The following is a 24,142-nucleotide window of genomic DNA, read 5'->3' as shown; positions in this document are numbered from 1 at the left end:
AAGACGAGGCGATACGACTGATTTCGGGAGTTCTGAATCGCTGAATCAGCGAAATACAGCACGAACAGAGCGGGATCAGCTCTCGGGAGGGAAAACACGACTGTTCAGCCGGTTTTTCCGCAAACTCTTAGAACGAATCACCTCTTCACCGGGCCTGGATGCCGCGCCTTCTCGCCGCCCTGCTGGCCCTCAGCCTGACGCTGATCCTGGGCTGGCCCTTTGGCAGCAGCGATGCCATAGCCGCTGCCAAAGGGCCGAGCACTGAGAGATCTGCAGCCGAAGCGTCAAAGTCAGTCACAACACAGGTGGGAAGCTTCGACACCGCCAAAGTGTCGATTCTTGGTGTGCCGGCCATCACTGTGGCGGTGCCGGTGCTGAGCGATTCCGATGGGCCGGATGCTGAGTTGCGTGCACGGTTGATCGAGAACAACCTCCGCTTGCTCTATTCCCCCCAGGCGATCTGCAATCCAGGCGAATTGCTGGCCGACTTCTGGGTAAGCAGAAGCATCCGGTCAAAGCAGGGTGCCGAAACTACCGGCCAGCCCGCCTGCGACATCCATCGCTGGTCATCTCGCAGCAATCCCGATGAGGTGAACCTGGCTACGATCATGAGCAATGAGGGACTTCCGGTGCTGGAGGCCCGCTTTCCCGGACGGGACCCGATGCCGGTGCTGACGGTCACCGATGCAGACTCCCGCTTCAACGGCCTTCCCGCCTCTGAACTGGCGGATCGATGGCGAAACACACTCGAATCGCGCCTCCGTCATGCCAGGGAGTGGCTGCGGCCTGAGTCGCATGCCCGCATCCTCGGCCTGCTGGGGCTGGCCCAGCTGATGATGGTGGCTCTGCTGGTGGCACTGCTGGCGGTCTGGCAACGGACCCAACGCTGGCAAGCCCATCTGTATGAGGCCCAGCTGGCCAGGCAGGGGACGTCAGTTCAGCTCGATGTGCTTCTCCAGAGCGCGAGCCTGATCAGCATCGGTGTGTTCTTGGTTGTTCTGCTGATCGCCAGGTCGATGGGGGCCCTGGCAACGATGGCGCTTCCCGGCCAGTTCACGCTCGGACTGACCCTTCTCCTGCAGCCGGGGCTGCTGTTCTTCAAGATCCTTGTGGTAGCGATCGTTCTGCTGATCGTCCGGGCCCTGGCCAACTTCCTGCTGCGCCAGTGGCTGTCAAGCGGCCGTCAGCCATCCGATCAGCATCCTCGCCGCCTGCAACGTTATCGAACCCTTCGCAGCGTCATCGATCGGCTGATCACCCTGGCTGCCGGGATTGTTCTGCTGGGCTGGTGGGCCTTCGACCTGGAGGTTGTCAGTGGGATCAGTGCCAGCGGACTGCTCGCCGGAGGGGCGTTGCTCGGAGCGTTGGTGTTCGTGTTCCAGGGGTTGCTGCGGGATTTTGTTTCCGGTCTGGTGGTGCTTCTGGAGGATCGCTATGCAATCGGCGACTGGATCGAAGTGGGTAGCTCCAGTGGAGAGGTGGTGGACATCGGCATCCTCAGTGCCCAGTTCCGCACGGTCGATCAACAGCTGGTGGTGGTTCAGCATGGACTGGTCGACCGCCTGGTCAACCACACCAAGCTCCGCTCAGGTGCCCTGATCTACCTGGTCCTCTCACATCGGATCGGTTCGTTGCGGCAGGCGCTGCGGGTGATCCAGCAAGAACTGGAGGCCTTCGCCGCGGAGTCACCCTGGAAGAGCCGATTGCTGGATCCCCCCATGCTCAGGGCTGTCGATGCCGTGAATCCACAGGGCATCGAGGTCAGCGTGCTGATTCAGACGGCCACGGGGCAGCAATGGTCGATGAAGAGGGAACTGCTGCGACGCCTGGAGGAGGCACTCCACAAGCGCGCGATTCCCCTTGCCACCACACTCGAGTGGGGCAGCCTGCCGGCGTCGGACCTGCCGAAGGACAGCTGAGCGGAGCCCCCGGCGCTGGCGGATCTGCGACGAAGAACCTTGACGGGCTTCGCCGAAATGTTCACTGCGGCACTCTTGCTCTCGTGTAAGGGCTGAGTGAGTGATAGGTTCAAGAGATAAGAAATCATCTGTTTCCTTCGCGTTGCTTTCAGGTTCGGCCGCTTGGGCTCATGCCTGGATCAACACTCTCCGTTGATATGGAACAACTCACTGCCGAAGGGCTCAAAGTCGTCAACGACCTGGCCCAGCGTTATGGCTTCAGCCAGGATGCCGTCATCCACATGATGTACGCCATGCTCAAGGGCAGAGGTGGCATGGCCCAGTTCAGTCACCCCGAATTCGCCGGGTCCGGGCAATGGATGAAGGGCGGGATGATGATGCTTGGCGATATGTTCAACAACACGCTCAAGGCGAGGGTGGATGGGCTCTGCCAGGCCATCTCCGATGTGCTTTCAACCCAGAGTGAGCTGTTTCCACTCGGAAGCTTTCAGTCGCAGTCCCAGAGCGGTAGCGGCCATCAGCAGCAGATCCACGGCGGCGGTCAGCAGATGAGCTTCAGTGGCCATGCGGTTGGCCCCAGTCTGTTCAGGCCAGATCCCCGGGACACATGGTGGCCTCCCGAATTGGGCACCCCCAATGCCACCGGTGCCCAGAACAATGTCCGCTATGCCTATTTCTCCGATTCCGGCCGCGTCGCCGTCGACGTGAACGGCAAGGTCGATGTTTATGAAACAGGCGATCACCAGATCGGCGGGTTCTCCCAGCAACAAGGGAGCGGCGGAGTGGTGTTCAGCACACCGTCGGGCAGCGTCAGCCTGACGTCCCTCTCGACGATGTCCGCTGGATCACAGCAGGCCCAGAGTTCGGGAACGGGAAGCCAGCAGCAGAGCAGCGTGGCGGGCCAGCAGGCGTTTCAACCGATGCAACCGATGCAAGCGATGCAGCCGATGCAGCCAATGCAGCCCCTCCAACCCATGCAGCCGATCCAGCCGACACCGACCTGGTGGCCGGCCGAACTGGGGACACCGAATGCCTCGGGATCCCAGGATGAAGTTCGCTACGCCTATTTCTCCGAGCAGGGCCGTCTCGCCGTCGACCTGAATGGCACGGTCAACCTCTATGACGTTCAGGACCAACCGATCACCGGGCTGGCCCAGGGCTCATCAAAGGGGGATCCTGTTTTCGTCACTCCGGAAGGTCTGCTCAGCCTCTCGAGCCTTCGGCCCGTGGCTGCCACGCCCGAACGACCCGGCGGAACTGCAGTCTCCGGCGAAGCAGATGTGCTGAGCGCCCTTGAGCGCCTCGGTGAACTCAAGCAAAAGGGAATCCTCACCGATGAAGAGTTCACGGCCAAGAAGACCGAACTGCTCAGCCGGTTGTAGATCCAGAGAGCTTCAAAGTATTCACCGGCCCGGCAGTCATGGTGCTCCGAACCGTTCTCTTTCTGATCACGAACCTGGCGGTCGTCGCCACGATCTCGGTGTTGCTCTGGCTGGGGGTGGCCACGGGCTGGCTGCCTCCTGATCTTCCTCTGATACCCCTTCTGATCGGCAGCTTCGGCTGGGGTGTCATCGGCTCCTGGATCTCACTTCAGGTCTCAAGGCAATCGGCCATTCAGGCGATGGGGGTGCAACTGGTCGATGGCAGAGAGGGCGCCAGTGCCCTCTGGCTGGTCGAGACGGTGGCCCGCCTGGCGAACAAGGCCGAGTTGCCCATGCCCGAGGTGGGGGTCTACGCCTCGCCGGAGTGGAATGCTTTCGCCACCGGCGCCTCGCCTGAGAGCGCCCTGGTGGCTGTTTCCAGCGGGATTCTCGAAGGCATGCCGCAGGCGGAGCTGGAAGCGGTGCTGGCCCATGAGATGAGCCATGTCGGCAACGGCGACATGGTGACCATGGCCCTGCTGCAGGGGGTGATCAATGCCTTCGTGATGTTCCTGGCCCGGGCCATCGCCCTGCTGCTGCCCCGACGCTCCGAGGACCAGGGTCGCCAGCCGCCACCGATCTCTGCGCTGATCTGGCCTCTGGAACTGTTGCTGGGGATAGCAGGTTCCCTCGTCACCGCCTGGTTCTCGCGGCACCGGGAGTTCCGCGCCGATGCCGGAGCCGCCCGCCTCACCGATGCTGACGCCATGGTGGGAGCTCTCCAGTTGCTGGGCCAGACCCAGGATCTTCTCGAACCCCGTGACGGGACGGCGCTGGCCCCGTTCAAGATCGCCGGGCCACCCAGCCTGCTGGGGCTGTTCGCCTCCCATCCGCCGCTGGAGCACCGCATCGCTGCGCTGCAGGAGCTTCAAGCGGCCAATCCATCGACACCCTGAGCTGTCGGGAACCAGACGTAAATCCGCCGTCAGGCCGGAGCCTCCACCGGTGTGTGCTGCGGCAGGCTGTCTGCAGTGATCCGTCCATCCTGGATCCGGATGATCCGGCCGCTGTTGTGCGCCACAGAGGGGTCGTGCGTTACCAGCACGATCGTGAGGCCGCCGGCGTGGAGCTCGGAAATCAGTTCGATCACTTCTTCGCCGGTGCGTGAATCAAGGGCGCCGGTGGGTTCATCGGCCAGAAGCAACTCGGGCTGGTTCACCAGAGCGCGGGCAATCGCGACCCGTTGCTGCTGACCGCCTGATAGCTGGTTAGGACGGTTGGCCATCCGATCGGCCAGCCCCACCTGCTCCAGCATCGCCATGGCCCGCTCGCGCCGCTCAGCCCGGTCGTAGCCCGCATAGACCATCGGCAGCATCACGTTCTGCAGCGCCGTGAGGCGCGGCAGAAGGTTGAATTGCTGAAACACGAAGCCGATCTGGAAGTTACGGATATCGGTGCGTTCGTTGTCGCTCAGCAGGGTGATGTCGCGGGCGTCGAAATAGTAATGGCCGCTGCTCGGCTGCTCAAGGCATCCGAGGATATTCATCAAGGTGGACTTCCCCGATCCGGAAGTTCCAACGATCGCAGTGTACTCGCCACGCAGGATCGTCAAGTCTATGCCGTGCAGGATCGGAACATCGACCTCGCCCATCCGGTAGGCCTTGGTGATCCGGCGCAGTTGCAGCATGGTTCAGTCGCTTCGCAGGGCTGTCATCGGATCGAGCTGGGCGGCCTTATTGGCGGGATAGGCGCCGAAGAACACACCGATCACCAGGCAGAAGGCCAGTGACCAGCCCACCGCATCGAGGGCGATCCCGGCGCTCCAGCCGAAGGCCGCGTTGATCGCCAGCGACGCCACCACCCCGAGCAGAACCCCCAGCAGCCCGCCAGCCAGGGAGAGCACCGTCGATTCGATCAGGAACTGGCGCAGGATGTCGCTGCAGCGGGCGCCGATGGCGCGGCGGATGCCGATTTCCCGCGTCCTCTCGGTGACCGACACCAGCATGATGTTCATGATTCCGATTCCTCCCACCAGCAGGGAGATGGCCGCCGATCCGCCCAGCAGCGCGGTGAAAACATTGGCGACGGCATTGGAGGCGTTGACCAGATCGGCCTGGTTGCGGATCACGAAGTCGTCCTCCCGGGGGGGCACGATCCTGTGGCGCAGGCGCAGCAGATTGGTGATCTGATAGTCGGCTGCCTCCATGCTCGCGGCCGATCGAGCCGAAACCGCGATGCTCTCCACCGACACGCCGGCTGTGGTGTTCACCCCCACGATCCTCGAAGCCATCGTCGTGAGTGGGATCAGCACCTGATCGTCCTGGTCGCGGAAGCCGGTGCTGCCCTTGAACTCCAGGGTGCCGATCACCGTGAACGTCTCACCGCGGATGCGGATCGTCCGGTCGAGTGCGCTGCTGGCTGTGAGCCCAAGGCTGTCGACCACGGTCTGCCCCAGCACCGCCACCCGGGCGGACTGATCAAGTTCGGCCTCGTTGAAGAACCGCCCGCTCAGGGGCAGGAAGTCGCGCACCACCACGTAGGCCGGCGTGCTGCCCACCACGGTGGTGTTGGTGTTGCGATCGGCCAGAACCACCTGCGTGCGCTGGCTCAGGTTCGGGGCCACATCCGCCACGGCCGGAATGGAGGCGGCGATCGCCTTGGCGTCCTCCCAGATCAAGGTGGTGGCCGAGCCTGCTCCACGTGAGGCGGGCCCGCCACCGGCCGCCACGCCGCTCTGCACGAAAATCAGGTTCGAACCCAGCGATTTCAACTGGTTTTCCGTCTGCAGCTGGGCGCCACGGCCGATGGTCACCATGCTGATCACGGCGCCGATGCCGATGATCACCCCCAGCATCGTCAGTGCGGAGCGCATCCGGTTGGCCAGCAGCGACGACCAGGCCAGAGCGATCGTCTCAGGAAGGTCAGCTCCGCCGCGCTCACGCCGACGGCGCATCCCTGACATCCGCTCAGGCCTCTCACCCATCACTGCCTTGGCCTTCACCGCCTCAGCCATCAGCGCGGCATCCTGCCCTGGCCGCGTGGTTGCTGGAAGGGCGAGGAGCCGGTCACCGGGCGGCTGTTGGGACGGCGCCCACCGGGCGCGGACAGGTACACCCGATCGCCTTGCTTCAGGCCGCTCACCACTTCGGTGCGGGTACCGATCGTGGCGCCCACCTGCACCGGGCGGAACATGGGTTTGCCGTCGGCACCGGGCACCAGCACCCCGGTGTCTCCCCGTTCACTCACGATGGCGGGTGTGGGGATCAGCAGGGCATCGGGCCGCCGACCCACCAGCACGTTCGCGGTGAGATTCATGCCGGAGCGCAGCTTGCCTGGCGCGTCGCCGGCCAGGGCGATCCTCACCTGAAAGCTGGTCACGTTCTGCTCCACCACCGCTTCCGGCGCCACCAGCCGCACCGTTCCACGGAACACCTGGCGAGGGAAGGCATCCACCTGCAGGTCCACCGCCTGGCCGGGCCGGATCGCGCCCACATCAACTTCCGCCACGTTGGCCACCGCCTCCAGCGTGCTGGCCAAAGCCAGGATCGAAGAGGAGGTGGCCGAACTGGTGGCGCTGGCCGAGGTGGTGGGCGTCACGAAGGCTCCGACGTCGGCGTATTTCTGGGTGATCACCCCATCGAAAGGAGCGCGGATCACCGTGTCCTCCAGCTGGGCCTCGATCGAGGCGAGATCACCCCGCGCCTGCTGCAGCTGGCCGCGGGCAGCGGCGATGTCTTCGGCGCGGCTACCGGACTGGGCCAGATCCAGCTGGGCCCGCAATGCACTCACCCGGGCCTCACTGGCCAGGAACGCCGATCGGCTGGCGTCGAAGTTCACCCGGGCGATCGCGCCGGATCCATACAACTGCTGATTGCTGAGGAAGACGGAGCGCACCGCGATCTGATCGGCCTCGGCCGCCTGCAGATTGCGCCGGGCCGCCTCGATCTCCTGGGGCCGGTTGCCGGCCTGCAGCTTGCTGAGGTTCGCTGCCGCCGCCGCCAGCGTTCCCTGGGCTTTCAGCAGGGTGCCCCGCAGATTGCTGTCGTCCATTCGCGCCAGCACCTGGCCGGCGCTGACGCGATCCCCCTGATCGACCAGCAATGCCGTGACGCGGCCCTGCTGCTTGGGGCTGATGTTGACAGGCGTGGTGGGGCGGATCGAACCGGCAGCCGTCACCTTGAGGATCACGTTGCTGCGCTGCACGGGCGCGGTCTGGGCGGCCAGGGCGGCCTGCCGGGCACGGGTCTGGCCCTGCTGCCAGAGCAGCCAGCCGCCGCCGGCCAGGCACAGGGTCAGCGCACCGGCGGCGATCAGCCACCGGGGCGGAGCCAGCCGCCGCGGGCGAGGCCGGGCCGGATCAGCTCCGGGCTCAGCGGAGGAGGGAGGAACGGGTATCCGGCGCAGGACGGTCTGCAGCATTCAAGGTGGCTTCGCGGCGAGGACGACCGGCTGTCTCCACACCATCGCTGCTGCCTGTGTCTGCGGCATGACGCTGCCACGATCAGCTGTGAGCAGGTGTGACTATGCGACCGCAGCCGAGGCTGGGCGGGGTTCAACAGCAGCCCGTGGCGCCTTCGGCGGCAACTCCCCCGCCCGCTCGTGCAGCAGCGTCGGCGACAGGACAATCGTCCCGGTGCTCCCACCGAAGCGCAGTTGCAGCCAGGTGATCACCGCTGAGTCGCCGGCCACGATCGCTTCGATCGGCTGTGCGGTAAGCTCGCCCGCTTGGCCGGTTGGGCGCCCTTGCTCTGGCGGGTCGCTGAGCGCCTGCCGCAGGTTGAGCTCGTCCACCAGCGCCGGCTCCAGGTACCAGAGCTCCACGTCAGGCCCCTTGCGGTCGCGGCGTTCCTCGATCAGTTCGCGCAGCTGACCATCGCCGCTGAGCTGGCCCAGCGGTGCCAGCAGGAGCGGCAGGCTTCGGGCCGAAACAGGAGCGGCCGGGGTGAAGGGTGCGGCAGTCATGGCGGGTGAGGGGTGGCGAGCGCGTTGCAACGAAATCGCAACGACAGGACAGCGGAACAACAGTAACGTTATACCGTTTGCCGAGGGCGCCCTCCCGGGGTGCCGCTCTCATTTCGGCACCTTTTAGGCACCCTTCGTCATGACCAGCACCCTCCCTGAGGCTGTTTCCGGCGCCATTTCCGACCACGCCAGGCCAGCGGATGTCGCCGCCCGCAAGGGTTTCGGACCCCGGGTGCGGCGTCTGCACGCCCGCATCGGCGCCGCCCACCACAAGGCGGAGGGCATGGACTTCTCCCGTGCGCTCCTGGCGGGTCAGGCCAGCCCACTGCAGCTGGCGGGCCTGATCCGCGCCCTCGGCCCCGCCTACGAGCTGATCGAGCAGACCGGCCCCGAACTGGCAGCCGCCCTTGGTGCCCCCGACTTTCCCTGGAGTGTCCTCAACCGCAGCGAGGCCCTGCGCCACGACGTGGCCCTGCTGGCCGGCATCGAAGCCAGCGGGCCCTCAGCCGCGGCCCAGGCCTGGCTGGGACACCTCGGCACACTCGCCCAGCAGGCACCGCACCGCTTCCTCGCCCATGTGTATGTGCGCTACGGCGGCGACCTCTCCGGCGGGCAGCAGCTCGCCCAGCAGGCCAACGCGATCCTGGCCGCCCATGGTCTGCCCTCCCTGCGCTTCTGGCAGTTCGAGCGGCCGATCCCGGACCTGAAGCAGGCCCTCCACGACGCCTTTGAGCAGCTCGAGCTCAGCGAAGCCGAGGAGGCGGAGCTGCTGGAGGAAGCGGTGGTCGCCTTCCTCGACACCCAGAGCCTGCTTGCCGAGCTGGGCGCACTCACCAAGCCCCGAGTGGATCCGCTCCCCCTGCTGCTCAAGTACGACAAGCCCGTTCCCCGCTACACCAGCTATCCCACCGCCGCGGCGTTTCACGGCGCTGTGGGTCCCGCCGACCTGGTGAGCCAGCTGGGGCAAGCGAGCACGGCCGATCTCTCGCTCTACGTGCACGTGCCCTTCTGCCGCCATGCCTGCTGGTACTGCGGCTGCAACCGAATCACCACCCAAGCCGGCTCGGCGGTGGTGGGGCCCTATCTCGAGGCTCTGGCCAAAGAGCTGGCGCTGGTGGCCCAGGCCTCGGGCCGACGCAGGCGGCTGGGGCAGTTGCACTGGGGTGGCGGCACACCCAACTACCTCAATTCCCAGGAGCAGGGCCAACTCTGGGATCTGATCGGGGAGCAGCTGGACCTGGCGCCCGACCTGGAGGCCTCGATCGAGGTGAATCCGGAGTTCCTCAGCCGTGATCAGGTGCTGGAGCTGCGCCGTCTGGGCTTCAACCGGATCAGCTTCGGCATTCAGGATGCCGACCCGCACGTGCAGGCGGCCGTGAACCGGATCGTGCCGGTGGAGCAGCTCCGGCTGGCGATGGAGTGGATGCGGGAGGCGGCCTTCGAGAGCGTGAACGTCGATCTGATCTGCGGGCTGCCTCTGCAGACCCCCGAGCGGTTCGCCAGGACCATCGCCCTGGTGCGGGAGCTGCGGCCCGACCGGGTGTCGCTGTTCAGCTTCGCCTACCTGCCCGAGCAACTGCCCCTGCAGCGCAAGATCGCCGCCGACGACCTCCCCAGCCAGCGGGAGCGGATCCGGATGTTGCAGCACGCCTTCACAGCCTTCACTGGCGATGGCTACGACGCCATCGGCATGGACCACTTCGCCCTTTCAAGCGACAGCCTGGCGCTGGCGGCGCGGCAGGAGCGGCTGCACCGCAATTTCCAGGGCTACACCACCGGCGGCGAGCGCGACCTGCTCGGCATCGGCGTGACGGCGATCAGCCAGTTCCAGAATCTGTTCAGCCAGAACCAACGCTCACTGAAGGCCTATGTCCAGGCCCTCGACGAGGGCCATCTGCCCGTGGAGCGGGGCCTGGTGGTGCGGGATCCCGAGGTGCTGCTGCGGCGCTCGATCATTCAGAGCCTGATGTGCCACTTCGCAGTGGACTTCGACACCATCGCCCTGGGGCAACCCCTTGAAGCGAAGCGCCAGTTCGCCAGCGAGTGGGCCGATCTGCAGACCCTCGAAGCCGACGGACTGGTGCGCCTGGGGGCCAACAGCCTGGAGGTGACGGACGTGGGCCGCTGGTTGATCCGCACGATCGCGGCGGTGTTCGACCCCAGCCAGCGCCGTCAGGCCAGCGGGTCGCGACTGATCTGAGACGTGGTCTGGTCAGACCACCACCTGCAAACGGGCCCGGTTGTTCTCCTGCTGGGCGAGGGGTTCGAGCACCTGGCGCTCCGGATCTGCCAGCACCAGGAGTTCATGGGCTCCGGGCGCCAGTTCGAGCGTCAGGGCAAAGGATTCCTCATCGCCGGCGGCCAGCCAGGGCAGGCGCAGGTAGCGGTGGCCGGCATAGCGGTCGTCGATCACCACCGCCACTCCCACATCGCTCACATCGAGCGTGCCCCGGTTGGTGATGGCAAACCGCAGCACGCCAGCGTCGTAACTGGCCCGCTCCACCGCCAGGTCGGAGCCCAGCTGGCGCAGCTCCTGAAGCGGATAGAGGGACAGGGACTCCAGTCGCAGCAGCTGGGTGCCGGGGTGCTCATGGTGCAGATGGCCGCCGTGGCGCAGGTCGCTGCTGCAGCCGTGCACATGCAGATGGGCGCCCGCCTGAGGCACCGTGACGCGCCCGCTCTCGGGCCGGGTGTCCCAGAAGCCGCAGCAGTCCCACTCCAGGCTGCGGCCCAGGTAATGGATCGGATCGGCGGGATCGCCAGGATCACGCGGGGCCAGGCGGTAGTGCTGAAGGCTGGCGTAGAGACTCGTGCCCGCGTCTGGATCCACGGAGTCCGTGTTGCGGCGGCGCTGGCCCATGCAGAGCTTGGAGGCCACGGTGATCACCAGGCTGCTCCAGGTCGCCCGCAGGCGTACCCCCACGATCGGCGCTGGCTCGATCCGGCCCGACGCGATCGAGTCCGCGATCGCCTGCCCCACCAGCTCCTGCAGCGGCACCCCGGCGCTGGGGCCCAGCCCCGCTAGATCCACCGGCTGGCGCAGGGCACTGGCATCAGCGCTGAAGCACACATAGGGGAAGTGGGAGGACCCGTCGCCGGGGCGCAGCCGCCGGATGCCGCCATCGATGGCCTGGCATTTGTAGAGGTGGGTTCGGGCAGCACCGGGCTGGTGCAGGAAGGTGAGCTCGCCGTTGTCGAGGCTGGTGGTGGTGCCAAGGCCGAGCACATCGCCCTCGAGCGGAATGCGCTCCAGGGGCAGATGCTCGTTCACGTCACCCTGGATCAGGTCGCTGACCGTGTTGGCGATCGAGAGGATCACCATGGGGCAGGAGCCTGAGGCGAAGAAGCCGTCGGGATCGCACCCGCCACCACCCGCCACTCGTGCAGCACCCAGCTGACGCAACCTGAGCGGATCAGGGGATCGCTCTGGACGATGGCCTCGGCCTCCTGCCAGTCGCTGGCGTGGAACAGCAACATGCCACCGGCGCCTTCACCGTTCATTCCCTTGCGCTCACGCCAGTAGCCACTGCTGGCCTGGTGGCCGCGCCGCTGCAGCTCGGCCACCCAGTCGAGGTGGTCACGCAGGTGCTGATCAAAATGGGCACGGTCGACCAGACCCTGCTCCAGCTTCACGAACCAGGGCAAGGCGAGCCCTCGAAGCAACCGCCCCAACCTAGACCTGAAGCCCGGTGGCGCAGCCTGAGTGGGGGCGCGCTGCCGGGCAAGGCCGGAAAAGTTGAGTAGAAATCCCCATAGGGAAATCCACGCTGGACCCGCCGGAGACGTTACATTTTGTAAGACGTTCCGAGGGGCGGGCCTGGCTCAGGTCCACCTCTTTTTTTTGGGCTCCGCCAGGGCCCTCAGGTCCGGAACCACATCGCTCCCCTGGCACTGAAATACCTCCCTTCAGAGCGGATCACCGGGCAGGAAACGCCGGATGAACAGCTCAAGGGCCATCGGCCCGCAGCGGTGCTGCCAGCAGGTGTCACCCGGCAACCGCCGCCAGCACTCCACCTGGTGGTGGGGATCAGAGCCGCCGACCAGATGCACCCGATAGCGATACTCGGCGTCAGCAGCCTGCTCCACTCGGGCCAGGAGCTCCGCCCTGGGTTGACTGCCCAGGAAGGAGGCCAGAAAGTCGGCGGCGTCACCGCCCAGGCGCAGGGCGGATGCGAACCGCCAGGCGGCGCCGGTTGGGTAGCCGTCGTGGTGAAGATAGACATGGCGCACGGCAGCGCCGGGAAAGCCGGTGAAGGAGTAGACGGCGCGGGTGGCCAAGGCGGAGGGAGCAGCTGCACAGACCAGTGCCACCGGCGTCTCAGCCGATGTGGAGGGTGGCTGCGCTTGCTCTGTGCAACGGTTCTCAGGGCTGTCAAGAGCCCGCACCTGCTCTACGACGATGCCCTCTGCTCGGTGTGGTACCTGTTCAGTGCGATGGTCCGACTGCCGATACAGGATCCTCAGGGGTCCTGAAGCCCTGGGCCCGCCGGCAGGATCATGATGGATTCCACTGACCCCGCCCAGCTCCGCCGCGACTATCGCCGGGAGGATCTGCGACGTGCCGATCTGGCGGTCGATCCGGTGGCGCAGTTCCGCCGCTGGTTCGACCAGGCCGTGGCCGCCCAGCTGGATGAGCCCAACGCCATGGTGCTGGGCACCAGCAACGGCCAGCGCCCCAGCGCCCGCACGGTGCTGCTCAAGGCGTTCGACGCTCGGGGATTCGTGTTCTTCACCCACTACGAGAGCCGCAAGGCCACCGAGATCGCCGCCCACCAGGAGGTGAGCCTGCTGTTTCCCTGGTACGGGCTGGAGCGCCAGGTGGCGATCCTGGGGCGGGCCGAGCGGATCAGCGCCGCCGAATCACTCGCCTATTTCCTCTCTCGCCCGATCGGCAGCCGGCTGGGGGCCTGGGTGTCTCAGCAGAGCGCCGTGATCGGCTCCCGCTCGATCCTGGAGATGCAGTGGGAGGCGATGAAGCGCCGCTTCGCCGATGGCGAGGTGCCGCTGCCGCCGTCCTGGGGCGGCCTGCGGGTGGTGCCGTTCGAGTTCGAGTTCTGGCAGGGCCGCACCAACCGCCTCCACGATCGCTTCCGCTACAGGCCCGCGGCCCCACAGGCGGCTGGGAGCAGCGGCGGGGCCTGGAGCATCGAGCGGCTGGCCCCCTGACCTACGTCCTGCGGTGAGGCGGTTGCCGACAACTGCTATGCGGCTATGCTCATATCAGTTGTCGATCGAGCCCCCATGGCCGTCGCTCCCGCCAGTTCCTTTTCCCTCGCTGCCGCAGCAGGCGGTGCCCCCCTGCTGTTCCGCCAGCTCTTCGATGCCGACACCGGCACCTTCACCTACCTGATCGCCGAGGTGGCCAGCGGCCAGGCCCTGCTGATCGATTCGGTATTCGAGCAGCACGACCGTGATCTCGCCCTGATCCAGGAGCTGGGCCTGCAGCTGGTGGCCTGCCTCGACACCCACGCCCACGCCGACCACGTGACCGGCAGCTGGATGATGCACGCCGCCACCGGCAGCGCCATTGGCCTGGCCGCCAGTGTCGGCGCCGAGAATGTGACCCTGCCCCTGCGACACGGTGATCGGGTGACCTTCGGCGGCCGTTCGCTGGAGGTGCGCGCCACCCCCGGCCACACCGACGGCTGCCTCACCTTCGTGCTCGACGACCACAGCCTGGCCTTCAGCGGCGACGCCCTGCTGGTGCGGGGCTGCGGCCGCTGCGATTTCCAGCAGGGCAATGCCCAGACCCTGTACGAATCGATCACTGGGCAGATCCTTTCGCTGCCCGACTCCTGTCTGCTCTACCCCGCCCACGACTACACCGGCCGCAGCGTCACCTCCGTCACCGAGGAGAAGGCCTACAACGCCCGTCTCGGCGGCCAGGCCAATGAACGCGACTTCGTGATCTACATGCAGGCCATGAAGCTGCCCCATCCCCACAGGATTGCCGAGGCCCTGCCGGCCAACATGCGCAGCGGCAAGCCCCGGGAGGACGCAGGCCATGGGGCGGCCGCCTGGGCGCCGACCCGGCGCAGCTACGCCGGGCTGCCGGAACTGGCGCCGGCCTGGGTCGCCGCCCACCGCGATGAGCTCACCCTGGTGGATGTGCGCTCGGTGGAGGAGTTTCAGGGCCCGGATGGTCACATCGCCGGCAGCCTGCTGATTCCGCTTCCGGAGCTGGAGGAGCGGGCCGGCGAGATTCCAGTGGACACCCCCACGGTCGTTCTCTGCCATTCCGGCAGCCGCTCGGCCCTGGCCACCCAGCAACTGCTGCGGGCGGGTCACCAGCAGGTGGCCAACCTGCACGGCGGGCTGCTGAGCTGGCAGGCCGCCGGGTATCCGCTGGTCACCGTCACCCCTGCCTGAACCATGGCTTCCACCAACAGCGCACACCTCAACCCGAGAGAACTCGCCGACCAGATTCAGAGCGGCCGGATCAGCGTCATCGATGTACGCGAGCCGATGGAATACGTGGGCGGCCATATTCCCGGCAGCCACAACATTCCGCTCTCCCGCCTCGGCAGCGCCACCCTCCCCTCAGGGCCGCTGGTGCTGGTCTGCCAGAGCGGCAATCGCAGCGAGAAGGGCCTCACCCAACTGCTGCGCGGGGGCCATCCCCATCCTCTCGCCGACCTCGAAGGCGGCATGAGCGCCTGGCAGCAGGCAGGCCTGCCGATGAAGCGACGCCAGGGTGCGCCCCTGCCGCTGATGCGCCAGGTGCAGATCGCCGCCGGCATCCTGGTGCTGCTTGGAGTGATCCTCAGCCAGACCGTGGCCCCGGGCTGGATCTGGCTGGCGGGCTTCGTGGGGGCTGGCCTCACCTTTGCCGGCATCAGCGGCTTCTGCGGCATGGCCAGCCTGCTGGCGGCCATGCCCTGGAACCGGGTGCGGGCGTGATCATCGGCATCGGCATCGGCACGGTGTTGTTGCTGCTCGGCGGCGGACTCCTGATCGGTGTGCTGCTCGCCGTGCTGGGAGCCGGTGGCTCAATCCTGCTGCTGCCCCTGCTGGTGAGCGGAGCCGGCCTGTCCACCCGGGAGGCCGTTCCGCTCTCGCTCCTGGTGGTGACCCTGCTGGCCCTGGGCAATGTGGGGCCTTACATCCGCCGCGGCCAGGTGGCTGTGCGGCCGGCGTTGATCCTGGGGGTGCCGGCCCTGGCAGGTGCCTGGATCGGCGGCAGCCTGGTGAAGGCCGGACTGATCCCAGAGGCGGTTCAACTGGGGGTTTTCACTGTGGCGGCCCTGGTGGCCTCCTGGCTGCTGACGCGGCCGACCAGGCCCGCCCGGGGCGGCGAGAGACCTGACAACCAGAAACAGGGCGGATCACCCCAGGCCCTCGCGGCCCAGGGGGTGCTGGTAGGTCTGCTCACCGGCATCGCCGGCGTGGGCGGCGGCTTTGCGATCGTGCCCGCCCTGGTACTGCTGGCCGGCCTGCCGATGCATCTGGCCAGCGGCACCAGCCTGCTGCTGATCAGCACCAACAGCCTGGTGGCCCTGCTGGCGCTGGGCCACTGGCCCGCCGCCAGCCTGGCTCTGATGCTGCCCCTGCTGGCCGGCGGCGCCGTGGGTGCAGTGCTGGGCCAGCGGTTGGCCCAGCACCTGAGTGAGCGCCGACTGCGGCTCGGCTTCGCCGGCCTGTTGATCGGCTCGGCCCTGCTCACGGGCTTCGAGGCGCTGCGCCGCCAGAACTATGGGCATATGGGGCCAGGCACAACCATCCACCGCTCAGCTCAGCCCGTCGCTGGGGCTCTGGGACCTGTGCGCCAGTCGAGCCAGGGCAGGCGGGGCACGATCGCCGGCGTTGAGGTTCGGTAGGCGGCGTAATCCGCATGAACGGCGCAGAGGCGCACCTCTTCGCGGCGGGCCTTAAGGCCCAGCACGAGCGCGAGGGCCAGCAACAGAGCCAGGTGCAACAGGCTTCCCCGGGCCAGCGTCACGCCCAGGGAGCAGACCAGCAGGGCCTGGTAAAGGGGATGGCGGCAGCGGCCGTAGGCCCCGGCTGTCACCAGGGGCGAGCCTGCCATGGGCTCAGGCAGGGGGGTGAGGCTGTCGCCCAGGTTCAGCGCTCCCTGGCCGGCCAGCAGCAGGCCGGCGGCAAACAGGCTGAGGCCCAGCACCCGCAAAACGGGCGGCCAGATCAAACCAAGGGCGGCGGGGCTGGGAAATGCGGGCAGCAGGTGAGCCGTGATCAGGGCCATCTGGGCCAGCAACCACCATTCGCCGTGGCGGTTGTCGAGCAGCCCCCCCCAGCTGAAACCCCAGGCCTGGAGTCTTTGCGCCAGCGACCTGCCCATGCGTGCGGTGCGGTGAATGGCTTCAGTCTGGCCACGTACGGCGCAGTAGACCGCCCGCTCAGGCCGCCTGCAGCTGCAGAAGCTGGGCCTCGAGCCGCTGCCTGAGGCGTCCCTGCACCAGAGCGCAGAGTTCCTCCACCAGCTCGTCATCGGCGGAGTAGATCAGGCGGGAGCCGTCGCGCTCGCAGCGCACCAGGCCAGCCCGTTGCAACTGCCCCAGCTGGCGGCTGATGTGCGACTGACTGAAGCCGGTGGTCTTGATCAGGCTGGAGACATCCATGGGCTCAGAGCGCAGCAGGCAGAGCAGCTGCAGACGAGCCGGCTCACTCAGCAGCCGGAAGAAGCGGCTGATTTCCTCCATCAGCTGCGGGCTGGGCCTGGCTCCATCCGCGAAAGCGCCCATGGTGACTGGTTGACACTGATTTAATTATGCCGGGTCACGCATGACATGGGTGCGCCCATGGCGACTTGCCTACAGCAGCGGGCCGCCATTGCTGCGTCGGATCGCCACGACGGCCGGGCGCGGGCTGCGGCCCGGCACCCCCGAGGGCCAGTTGGAACCAAGGGGCACCCAGCGCTGCTGCTCGAACTCCTGGCCGTCGCGGTCCCGCAGGCGGATGGACTGCCATTCACCGGCCCCGCTGGAGCGGGTGCCGTTGCTCTCTCCGGGGTGCTGCACCGAGAGGAACAGGGTGGCCTCCGACGCATCGAAGCAGGGGCCGGTGAGCTCGCACTCCATCGGCCCGGTGGCGAAGCAGAAAGGCTCTCCCGCCGCGGGCCCCTTGCTGGGCAGCACCCAGCAGGAGTTGTTGCCAAACAGATCCAGCTCGGCCGTACCGCGACCGCGATCGGTCACCAACCAGACGCTGCCGGTGCGATCGACGGCGAGGTTGTCGGGGCTGGAGAACCCCAGCCCCCCTTGCCAGGGGGCGCCGCCGGTGGCCAGGATGCGCCAGCGGAACCGGCCCGCCTCGGCGAAGCCTTGATCCTGCAGGCGCATGATCCAGCCATGGGGCCAGCGGTTCTCCCCGCCGGGGCCATGAAAAATCGCCGGATCGGCGCTGCCGCCAGCATTGGAGCCGCCGGCGGTGAAGGCCACCAGCAGATCACCGCTGCTGGGATCGATCACCGTGTCTTCCGGCCTGGCGGCGGCGGTGGCTCCCACGGCATTGGCCGCCAGGTGGGCATCGATCAGGATGGCGCCGAGGCACTCCTCGCTGCGGCCGGGATAGAGATCGGCGAGGGTGGCATAGCTCTTGAGGTAGGTCTCCACCTCCTCGTCGCTGGCCAGGGCCTCTGCCCCTGGCTGGCTGCGGTCGCTGTGGGGCACCAGGGTGGGCTGCTTGAGGCCGAAAACCTCGTAGTGGCTGGGCCGCTGGGGGTTGAGCGGGGTGGCGGGATTGAGCGGAATCCAGCGGCCGCTCCCATCGGGCTCAAAGCGAGCCACCTCCAGCCGGCCGGCCTCCAGCAGCGCTGAATTGGCCGGATCGCTCGGATCCGTGATCCGACCCTCGCTCACGAAGCGGTAGAGGTGGCCGCCGTGGCGGTCGCAGCCGGAGTACACCAGCAGCGGCTCGGTGGCCCGGGCCTGCACCGCCACGGCCTCATGGCGGTAGCGGCCCAGCCAGCTGTGCTTGACCGCCGGCCGCTGGGGCTGACGCGGATCGATCTCCACCATCCAGCCGTACTTGTTCCCGGCCAGGCCAAAGGCATTGCCGAGGCCATCGAACTTGCGGCCATCGCAGCGCAGGGGCAACACTGCGGGGGCCGGCGAGGAACCATCGGCGTGGACCGCTTCCACCACCTGGCTCTGGAAGTTCTCCTCGGCCGAGAGCACGGTTCCCCAGGGGGTTTCACCACCAGCGCAGTTGGCGAAGGTGCCGATCACCCGGTCCTGGAGGCCATCGTTGTAGCCGAGGCGCTGCGGGCTTCTGAACACTGCGGCCGCCGGACCACTCACCCGCAGGAGCCTGGAGGGATCATCGAGGCCTTCAAGGCCACCGATGCGCCGATCGAAGCGACCGCTCCGGCGACGCCATCGCCCGGAGGGATCCTGATGGATCTCGATCACGCCGATGCCCTGATCGCGCAGGGCGGCTCCCGCCACTGCACCGGCCAGCTTGCGCAGGGGATCGGCGGTCCCCAGAGCCGTGACATCCACCACACCGCCGCGGGACCTGAGGGCCTCGATCAGCTCTGACCAAGGCAGCGATTCGCCAGTGGCGTCGGCGTAGCCCTCGCTCCAGGGCTTCGGGCTGATGTATTCAAAGTTGACCGTGAGCAGGGCCTTGCCTTCACCCAGATCCGTGAAGGAGAGGTGATCGTTGTTGAAGCCAAAGCGGCCATCCGCCAAGGGCTCCCCCCAGGCGGCAAGCAGGTCGGCCCGATAGCCCGAGGGCACCACCAGCCTGTCGACGAGGGACACCCGGCGCTGTGTGCGCTGCTGCTCTGTGGCGCTCAGCCCATCGCCAGGGAGTGGCAGCGGCACCGGCACAGGAGTGAAGGGCCCCCTCGCAGATGGCATTGCCCAGGCCTTCAGGGGCAGGCCAGAGGCGAGGGCCGCTGATCCCCCGAGGCCGAAGAGGACAAAGAGATCGCGGCGTTGCATCGCTCAGACCCACCCCGGAGCAAGGACGCTCAGTGACCTCCATTGTTCTCACAGGAGACGCTGAAACCGATGTGCCCCCGGGCACTTCAACCACGCCAGGTGGGCAGGCCGTTGCGACCGCGGTTACGCCAGAGGGATTCTGCGCTCACCTGCAGGCCATGGCGTCGAGCCAGGCTGGCGGCGGCATGGGTGGAGCCGGTCTGCTTCAGCGCCTGGGCAAAGGATGGATCCTGGCTGGCCAGTTGCTGCAAGGCATGCAGCGCGTCCATCGCTTCGTGCACTGTCCCGGACAAGGCCGCCTTGCTGGCGGCACCGGGAGAAAGCACGGGAGTGGCATTCATCATGGCGACCTCAACCTGTTGTTAGCTCAAGCCTAATCAGAAATGTACGCAGTAAGATGGGTATTTATGCTTATTTTTGCAGCTGATTGCGACCATCTGAGCTTAATCCACACCAGACAACAACCTCACCTGAGACAATGGTTTTGCCGGGGCCCACTCAATCCAGAACGAATGGCCAAGATCAACGATTAAACATTAATCGGACCCGCCTCGATCACCCCCCAAAAAGCACTTGATTCTTGACTTCCAGGGCCTTAAGCCTGGCAGCAGCCCCTGGAATGGAGCAAGCTGGGTCTCACTGGATCAGCCGCCAGCCATGACCCGCGAACGCGACCCCTTCCGCATTCCCCGCGCCGGCTGGGAAGCCGCTCCCCTGGCGGGTCTGGCCTCGATCGACCTGAACCAGAACGGCGGGGCCTTCACGGGCCGGGAGTTCTTCTCCGAATCCACCGTGGGCGGGGTCGTCTGCTTTGCCGCCTACCAGGCGCTGCTCACGGCCCTGCGCACCGAGGCCCTGCGTAAGCGCGGCGAACTCGATCGGGCCACCCAGGTGCGGCTGGTGCTCAGCACCACCCTGGAATCAGCCAAGGCAGGCGTGGCTGTCGGGGCCGTGCTCTCGGTGCTGCTGCTGGTGTTCCCCTGGCTGACGCTTCCCCTCTCCCTGCTGGGGGTGGTGGGCACTGCCAAAGCCTCCCTCGATCTCTTCCACGCCTTCTGGGATGGCCTCGACGACGAGCAGAAGCTGCAGGTCACCGTGGCGGCCCATGAGGCCGGTGTGAACCTCAGCTCCTTCTTCCGCAACGACGGCGAGGGCCTGGGCCGTTCCGCCCTGGGTTGAGTGGTGCCCGGCCCACCAGGATCCCCATGCTGCTGAGAACCACAACGGAGCCATGGACCTGCACGCCGACTTCGACCAGCGCGTGATGCTCGACACCACCGCCCTGCCCTGGGCACCCTCACCCATGGCAGGCGTGGACAGGCGCATGCTCGATCGCCGCGGCGGGGAGGTGGCGCGTGCCACCTCGATCGTGCGCTATGCCCCCGGCAGCCACTTTGATCGGCACATCCATGGCGGCGGCGAAGAAATCCTGGTGCTTGAGGGCACCTTCTCCGATGAACGGGGCGACTACCCGGCCGGCACCTACCTGCGCAATCCCGTAGGCACCAGCCACGCTCCCTTCAGCGAGCCGGGCTGCACGATCCTGGTGAAGCTGCACCAGATGCACCCGGCCGACCAGCAGCAGCTGGTGATCGACACCCGCAGCAGTGCCTGGGTGCCCGGCCTGGTGGCGGGACTGGAGGTGATGCCTCTGCACGCCTTCGGTTCAGAGCATTGTGCCCTGGTGCGCTGGGCACCCGGCACGCTGTTTCAACCCCACAGTCATCCCGGCGGCGAGGAGATCCTGGTGCTGGAGGGCGTGTTTCAAGACGATCAGGGCACCTATCCCCCCTGCAGCTGGCTGCGCAATCCACCCGGCAGCGTCCACCGGCCCTGGAGCGAGGCGGGCTGCACGATCTGGGTAAAGACCGGCCACCTGCCGGCCACGCTTGGGCCGGATGGATCAGAGGGCCTGCTGCAGGCGTGAGCCCGCGGTCTACCTGCAGTTCATCGGCTCAGTTTCTTTGTTTCCGCCAATGATCTGCTCCACCAGCAGCTTGAGCAGTAGCGACACCAGGCCCACACCCCCCAACACCAGCGCGGCGCCATAGGCCAGTTCGGTGTCGTATTGCTTGTAGGCATCCTCCACAAACAGGGGCAGGGTCTGGGTCTGGCCGGCGATGTTGCCACTCACGACGGCGACAGCCCCGAACTCACCCAGGGCCCGGGCCGTGGTGAGGATCAGGCCGTAGAGCACGGCCCAGCGCACGGAGGGCAGAGTGACCTTCCAGAACACCTGCCAGCTGCTGGCACCGAGCGTGCGGGCCGCCTCCTCCTGGTCCCAGCCCTCCTCCTCCAGCAGGGGAATCACCTCCCGGGCCATGAAGGGGAAGGTCACGATAATCGTGGCCAGCAGCATTCCGGGCCAGGAGAAGATGATCTTCCAGCCCAGACTGGTCACGATCCCGCCCAGCAGTCCGTTGGTGGGGCTGTAGAGCAACACCAGCATCAGGCCCACCACCACCGGTGAGATCGAGAACGGCAGATCAATCACGCTCAGCAGAAAGGCCTTGCCGGGGAACTGGTGGCGGGCGATAGCCGTGGCCGCGGCCAGGCCAAAGATGGTGTTAGCGGGCACAGCGATGGCCGTCATCATCAGCGTCATCCGCACCGCCGAGTGCAGCTCTTCCGATTCGAAGTTATCCAGAAAGGGCTGCAGGCCCTTGGCAAAGGCACCCGATACCACTTCCAGAGCGGGCAGCAGAATGATCACTCCAACATAGAGGCCAGCTATCAGCGGGATCAGCACGGAGGCGGAAGGACGGAGCATGCGAATGCGACGACGCAATACACGCAGCAGGGAACGCATGGGGAAAACAGCAGGGGGGATCAGAAGGACTAAGCGGGATTGGCTTCCCAGTGCCGGCCCCACACCTGCAGCCCGTTGATCACCAGCAGGCTCACAAGAGAGAACATCAGCATCACCATGCCGATCACCGTTGCTGAGGAGAAGTCGTATTCCTCCAGCTTCTGGATGATCAAGGTGGGGGTAATGAGGTCCTTGAAGGGCACATTGGAGGAAATCATCACCACAGAGCCGTATTCGCCCACAGCGCGGCTGTAGCCCTGGGCCACGCCAGCCAGGATCGCTGGCATCAGCTGGGGCAGCACCACTTTGAGCAGGGTCTGGCGAGGGCTGGCGCCGAGGCACCAGGCCGCTTCCTCCTGCTCGCGCTCAAGGGCTTCCAGCACTGGCTCCACGCTGCGCACCACAAACGGCAGAGAGATGAACATCATCGCGATACCCACCCCCAGCCAGGTGAAGGACACCTTCAGGCCGAAGAGGGCATAGAGCGGGGCCCCAAGCCAGCCATTGGAGCTGTAGATCGATGCCAGCGCCAGGCCCGCCACAGCGGTAGGCAGTGCAAAGGGAAGATCGATCAGTGAATCGAGCAAGCGCCGGCCGAAGAAGGAGCAGCGCACCAGCGCCCAGGCGATCACCACACCGAACACCCCATTGAGAAGGGCGGCCACCAGCGCCAACCCGAAGCTGATTCGGTAGGTCGCCAACGCTTCATCTGTGGTGGCCAGCTGCCAGAACTGGACAGGGCCGACCGCAGCGGCCTTCAGGGCCATGGCCCCCAGGGGCAGGAACAGCACCAGGGCCAGGTAGAGCCAGGTGATTCGCCAGGACCAACTGAGCTGCAGCCAGCTGGGAAGCGCTGGGCGCCTGAGGCGGGCCGTAGAGACAGAGGCCATGGATGGAGGCATGGGATCAGGTCCGTGGGACCGTATCACCGTTTGCCGATTTATACAACGGTTAGCCGGTGGGAATATGTGGATATGCTGTAAGCTGTCGTCACCTCACCTGTTTTCCCCTGCCATGGGCATCCGCGTTGCTGGCGTGAGCAAGGAGTTCGGCACGTTCCGGGCGGTCGACAACGTCAGCCTTGATGTTGAGACCGGCTCGCTGGTGGCACTGCTCGGCCCCTCCGGCTCTGGCAAAAGCACGCTTTTACGCCTGATCGCAGGCCTGGAGGAGATCGATACCGGCCGCATCTGGATCACTGGGGAAGAAACCACCAGCCGTTCGGTGCAGGAGCGCCAGGTGGGATTTGTGTTCCAGCACTTCGCACTCTTCAAGCACCGCACGGTGCGTCAGAACGTGGGCTTCGGTCTTGAGCTGCGCGGCTGGAAGCACGAGGCGATCCGCCGGCGCGTGGATGAGCTGCTGGAGCTGGTGCAGCTGCAGGGCTTTGGCAACCGCTACCCGTCCCAGCTCTCCGGCGGCCAGCGCCAACGGGTGGCCCTGGCCCGGGCCATGGCGGTGAAGCCACGGGTCCTGCTGCTCGATGAACCGTTCAGCGCCCTCGATGCCAAGGTGCGCAAGGAGCTTCGCGGCTGGCTGCGCAACCTCCACGACGAGATGCACGTCACCACGGTGATCGTCACCCACGACCAGGAAGAAGCCATGGAGGTGGCCGATCGCATCGTGGTGATGAACCACGGCAAGATCGAGCAGATCGGCAGCCCAGCTGAGATTTACGACCAGCCAGCCAGCCCCTTTGTGATGAGCTTTGTGGGTGCCGTGAACGTGCTGCCGCCGCACGTGCCCCTGGCCGCTGCTGAACGCTCAGGAGAAGATGGTCAAGGCGGCGATCTCTTCATCCGCCCCCACGATCTGGAGCTGCACCGCAGCCCCCAGAGCGGCAGTGTGCCCGCTGTGTTGTGCCGGCTCACCCACATGGGCCGTGACATCCAGGCCGAACTCACCCTCGCCAGTGGAGAGGTTGTGGTGGCCCAACTCCCGCGCGAGCGGATCGATTACCGCGAGCTCAAGGCCGGTGATGCCCTTCACATCACCAGCCGTGAAACCCGCACCTTTGTGCCGGACTTTGTGATTTGAGCCTCAGGGCCGAGTGCCCATGGGCAGGGCCTGTTCGTTGAAGACGCATCTGAACTCCGGCCCTGGGGGGATTCCTCCTGGCGCCCTTTCATGCTCTCGAACAACAAGCGTGATCAGGAGATCCTGGCGATCGCCTGCCGCCAACTCGCC

Annotated in this window: 24 protein-coding genes; 11 read left to right on the top strand and 13 right to left on the bottom strand. The window is 66.4% G+C overall.

All coding sequences use genetic code 11. The annotated features are described in order from the left end of the window. Positions 1–158: 158 nt before the first annotated feature. The 3 genes from KBY77_RS13290 to htpX all read left to right on the top strand — a co-directional run bounded on the left by KBY77_RS13290 (position 159) and on the right by htpX (position 4,236). Positions 159–1,919, top strand: a complete 1,761-nt coding sequence (locus KBY77_RS13290) for a mechanosensitive ion channel family protein (protein ID WP_255105329.1) — start codon at positions 159–161, stop codon at positions 1,917–1,919. A 197-nt stretch (positions 1,920–2,116) separates the two neighbouring features. Further along, positions 2,117–3,301: an SHOCT domain-containing protein gene (locus KBY77_RS13285; RefSeq protein WP_255105326.1), complete on the top strand. Its 1,185-nt coding sequence runs from the start codon at positions 2,117–2,119 to the stop codon at positions 3,299–3,301. Positions 3,302–3,339: 38 nt separating this feature from the next. Next, positions 3,340–4,236 (top strand): protease HtpX, encoded by an 897-nt coding sequence (htpX, locus tag KBY77_RS13280; RefSeq protein ID WP_255105323.1) that lies wholly within the window; start codon positions 3,340–3,342, stop codon positions 4,234–4,236. 29 nt (positions 4,237–4,265) lie between these two features. On the opposite strand, the gene KBY77_RS13275 is transcribed toward htpX, so the two are convergent. The 4 genes from KBY77_RS13275 to KBY77_RS13260 form a co-directional block, all read right to left on the bottom strand. Beyond that, positions 4,266–4,967, bottom strand: a complete 702-nt coding sequence (locus KBY77_RS13275; RefSeq protein ID WP_255105320.1) for an ABC transporter ATP-binding protein — start codon at positions 4,965–4,967, stop codon at positions 4,266–4,268. Positions 4,968–4,970: 3 nt separating this feature from the next. Then, on the bottom strand, positions 4,971–6,293 hold the full coding sequence (locus KBY77_RS13270) for an ABC transporter permease (RefSeq protein WP_255105318.1): 1,323 nt from the start codon (positions 6,291–6,293) through the stop codon (positions 4,971–4,973). Then, the gene (locus tag KBY77_RS13265; protein ID WP_255105315.1) at positions 6,293–7,699 is read right to left on the bottom strand and encodes an efflux RND transporter periplasmic adaptor subunit; all 1,407 of its coding nucleotides are present in this window, start codon (positions 7,697–7,699) and stop codon (positions 6,293–6,295) included. Before KBY77_RS13265 ends, KBY77_RS13270 begins: the two co-directional genes overlap by 1 nt. Positions 7,700–7,801: 102 nt before the next feature. After that, positions 7,802–8,242 carry a hypothetical protein gene (locus KBY77_RS13260; protein WP_255105313.1) on the bottom strand — a complete coding sequence of 147 codons (441 nt, stop codon included), beginning with the start codon at positions 8,240–8,242 and terminating at the stop codon, positions 7,802–7,804. Positions 8,243–8,381: 139 nt separating this feature from the next. Between KBY77_RS13260 and hemN the strand changes: the two genes are divergently transcribed. Further along, positions 8,382–10,442, top strand: coding sequence for an oxygen-independent coproporphyrinogen III oxidase (hemN, locus tag KBY77_RS13255; RefSeq protein ID WP_255105311.1), 2,061 nt, complete (start codon positions 8,382–8,384; stop codon positions 10,440–10,442). A 12-nt stretch (positions 10,443–10,454) separates the two neighbouring features. Here the strand turns inward: hemN and KBY77_RS13250 are convergent, their stop codons facing one another. The 3 genes from KBY77_RS13250 to KBY77_RS13240 all read right to left on the bottom strand — a co-directional run bounded on the left by KBY77_RS13250 (position 10,455) and on the right by KBY77_RS13240 (position 12,520). Then, the gene (locus tag KBY77_RS13250) at positions 10,455–11,564 is read right to left on the bottom strand and encodes a CARDB domain-containing protein (RefSeq protein WP_255105309.1); all 1,110 of its coding nucleotides are present in this window, start codon (positions 11,562–11,564) and stop codon (positions 10,455–10,457) included. Next, positions 11,558–11,887 (bottom strand): YciI family protein, encoded by a 330-nt coding sequence (locus KBY77_RS13245; protein WP_255105307.1) that lies wholly within the window; start codon positions 11,885–11,887, stop codon positions 11,558–11,560. Before KBY77_RS13245 ends, KBY77_RS13250 begins: the two co-directional genes overlap by 7 nt. Positions 11,888–12,148: 261 nt before the next feature. After that, positions 12,149–12,520, bottom strand: coding sequence for a hypothetical protein (locus KBY77_RS13240; RefSeq protein ID WP_255105305.1), 372 nt, complete (start codon positions 12,518–12,520; stop codon positions 12,149–12,151). Between the two features lie 219 nt (positions 12,521–12,739). On the opposite strand from KBY77_RS13240, the gene pdxH reads away from it, so the two are divergent. The 4 genes from pdxH (at position 12,740) to KBY77_RS13220 (ending at position 16,059) form a co-directional block, all read left to right on the top strand. Further along, positions 12,740–13,408, top strand: a complete 669-nt coding sequence (gene pdxH / locus KBY77_RS13235; RefSeq protein WP_399212867.1) for a pyridoxamine 5'-phosphate oxidase — start codon at positions 12,740–12,742, stop codon at positions 13,406–13,408. Between the two features lie 75 nt (positions 13,409–13,483). Continuing rightward, positions 13,484–14,611, top strand: a complete 1,128-nt coding sequence (locus KBY77_RS13230) for a rhodanese-like domain-containing protein (RefSeq protein WP_255105300.1) — start codon at positions 13,484–13,486, stop codon at positions 14,609–14,611. 3 nt (positions 14,612–14,614) lie between these two features. Then, positions 14,615–15,142 carry a rhodanese-like domain-containing protein gene (locus KBY77_RS13225; protein ID WP_255105297.1) on the top strand — a complete coding sequence of 176 codons (528 nt, stop codon included), beginning with the start codon at positions 14,615–14,617 and terminating at the stop codon, positions 15,140–15,142. Then, a complete protein-coding gene (locus tag KBY77_RS13220) occupies positions 15,139–16,059 on the top strand; it encodes a sulfite exporter TauE/SafE family protein (RefSeq protein WP_255105296.1) in 921 nt (306 codons plus the stop codon). The genes KBY77_RS13225 and KBY77_RS13220 overlap by 4 nt, the downstream gene beginning before the upstream one ends. On the opposite strand, the gene KBY77_RS13215 is transcribed toward KBY77_RS13220, so the two are convergent. From KBY77_RS13215 to KBY77_RS13200, 4 genes are all read right to left on the bottom strand, one after another. Then, positions 15,975–16,538, bottom strand: a complete 564-nt coding sequence (locus KBY77_RS13215) for an isoprenylcysteine carboxylmethyltransferase family protein (protein ID WP_255105293.1) — start codon at positions 16,536–16,538, stop codon at positions 15,975–15,977. The two genes, KBY77_RS13220 and KBY77_RS13215, sit on opposite strands and share 85 nt — an antisense overlap. Before the next feature lie 58 nt (positions 16,539–16,596). Beyond that, positions 16,597–16,941, bottom strand: a complete 345-nt coding sequence (locus tag KBY77_RS13210; protein ID WP_255105290.1) for a helix-turn-helix transcriptional regulator — start codon at positions 16,939–16,941, stop codon at positions 16,597–16,599. 69 nt (positions 16,942–17,010) lie between these two features. Continuing rightward, the gene (locus KBY77_RS13205; protein WP_255105288.1) at positions 17,011–19,146 is read right to left on the bottom strand and encodes a PhoX family phosphatase; all 2,136 of its coding nucleotides are present in this window, start codon (positions 19,144–19,146) and stop codon (positions 17,011–17,013) included. Positions 19,147–19,232: 86 nt separating this feature from the next. After that, the gene (locus tag KBY77_RS13200) at positions 19,233–19,472 is read right to left on the bottom strand and encodes a Nif11-like leader peptide family natural product precursor (RefSeq protein ID WP_255105286.1); all 240 of its coding nucleotides are present in this window, start codon (positions 19,470–19,472) and stop codon (positions 19,233–19,235) included. Between the two features lie 331 nt (positions 19,473–19,803). Here KBY77_RS13200 and KBY77_RS13195 point away from each other — a divergent pair, with 331 nt between their 5' ends. Then, positions 19,804–20,325 (top strand): hypothetical protein, encoded by a 522-nt coding sequence (locus KBY77_RS13195; RefSeq protein WP_255105284.1) that lies wholly within the window; start codon positions 19,804–19,806, stop codon positions 20,323–20,325. 52 nt (positions 20,326–20,377) lie between these two features. Next, positions 20,378–21,073 carry a cupin domain-containing protein gene (locus KBY77_RS13190; protein ID WP_255105282.1) on the top strand — a complete coding sequence of 232 codons (696 nt, stop codon included), beginning with the start codon at positions 20,378–20,380 and terminating at the stop codon, positions 21,071–21,073. A gap of 9 nt (positions 21,074–21,082) precedes the next feature. Here KBY77_RS13190 and cysW read toward each other — a convergent pair whose 3' ends face one another. Continuing rightward, positions 21,083–21,916, bottom strand: coding sequence for a sulfate ABC transporter permease subunit CysW (gene cysW, locus KBY77_RS13185; RefSeq protein ID WP_399212862.1), 834 nt, complete (start codon positions 21,914–21,916; stop codon positions 21,083–21,085). Between the two features lie 68 nt (positions 21,917–21,984). Continuing rightward, the gene (gene cysT, locus KBY77_RS13180) at positions 21,985–22,845 is read right to left on the bottom strand and encodes a sulfate ABC transporter permease subunit CysT (protein ID WP_255105278.1); all 861 of its coding nucleotides are present in this window, start codon (positions 22,843–22,845) and stop codon (positions 21,985–21,987) included. A gap of 124 nt (positions 22,846–22,969) precedes the next feature. Between cysT and KBY77_RS13175 the strand changes: the two genes are divergently transcribed. Then, positions 22,970–23,992, top strand: a complete 1,023-nt coding sequence (locus KBY77_RS13175; RefSeq protein ID WP_255105276.1) for a sulfate/molybdate ABC transporter ATP-binding protein — start codon at positions 22,970–22,972, stop codon at positions 23,990–23,992. Positions 23,993–24,142 lie beyond the last annotated feature (150 nt).

Source organism: Synechococcus sp. Cruz-7E5 (assembly GCF_024345995.1).
In the GTDB taxonomy this organism is placed as follows: Bacteria; Cyanobacteriota; Cyanobacteriia; order PCC-6307; family Cyanobiaceae; genus Regnicoccus_A.
Note: the sequence above shows the minus strand (reverse complement) of the source record. Positions and strands in the feature narration are given on the sequence as shown.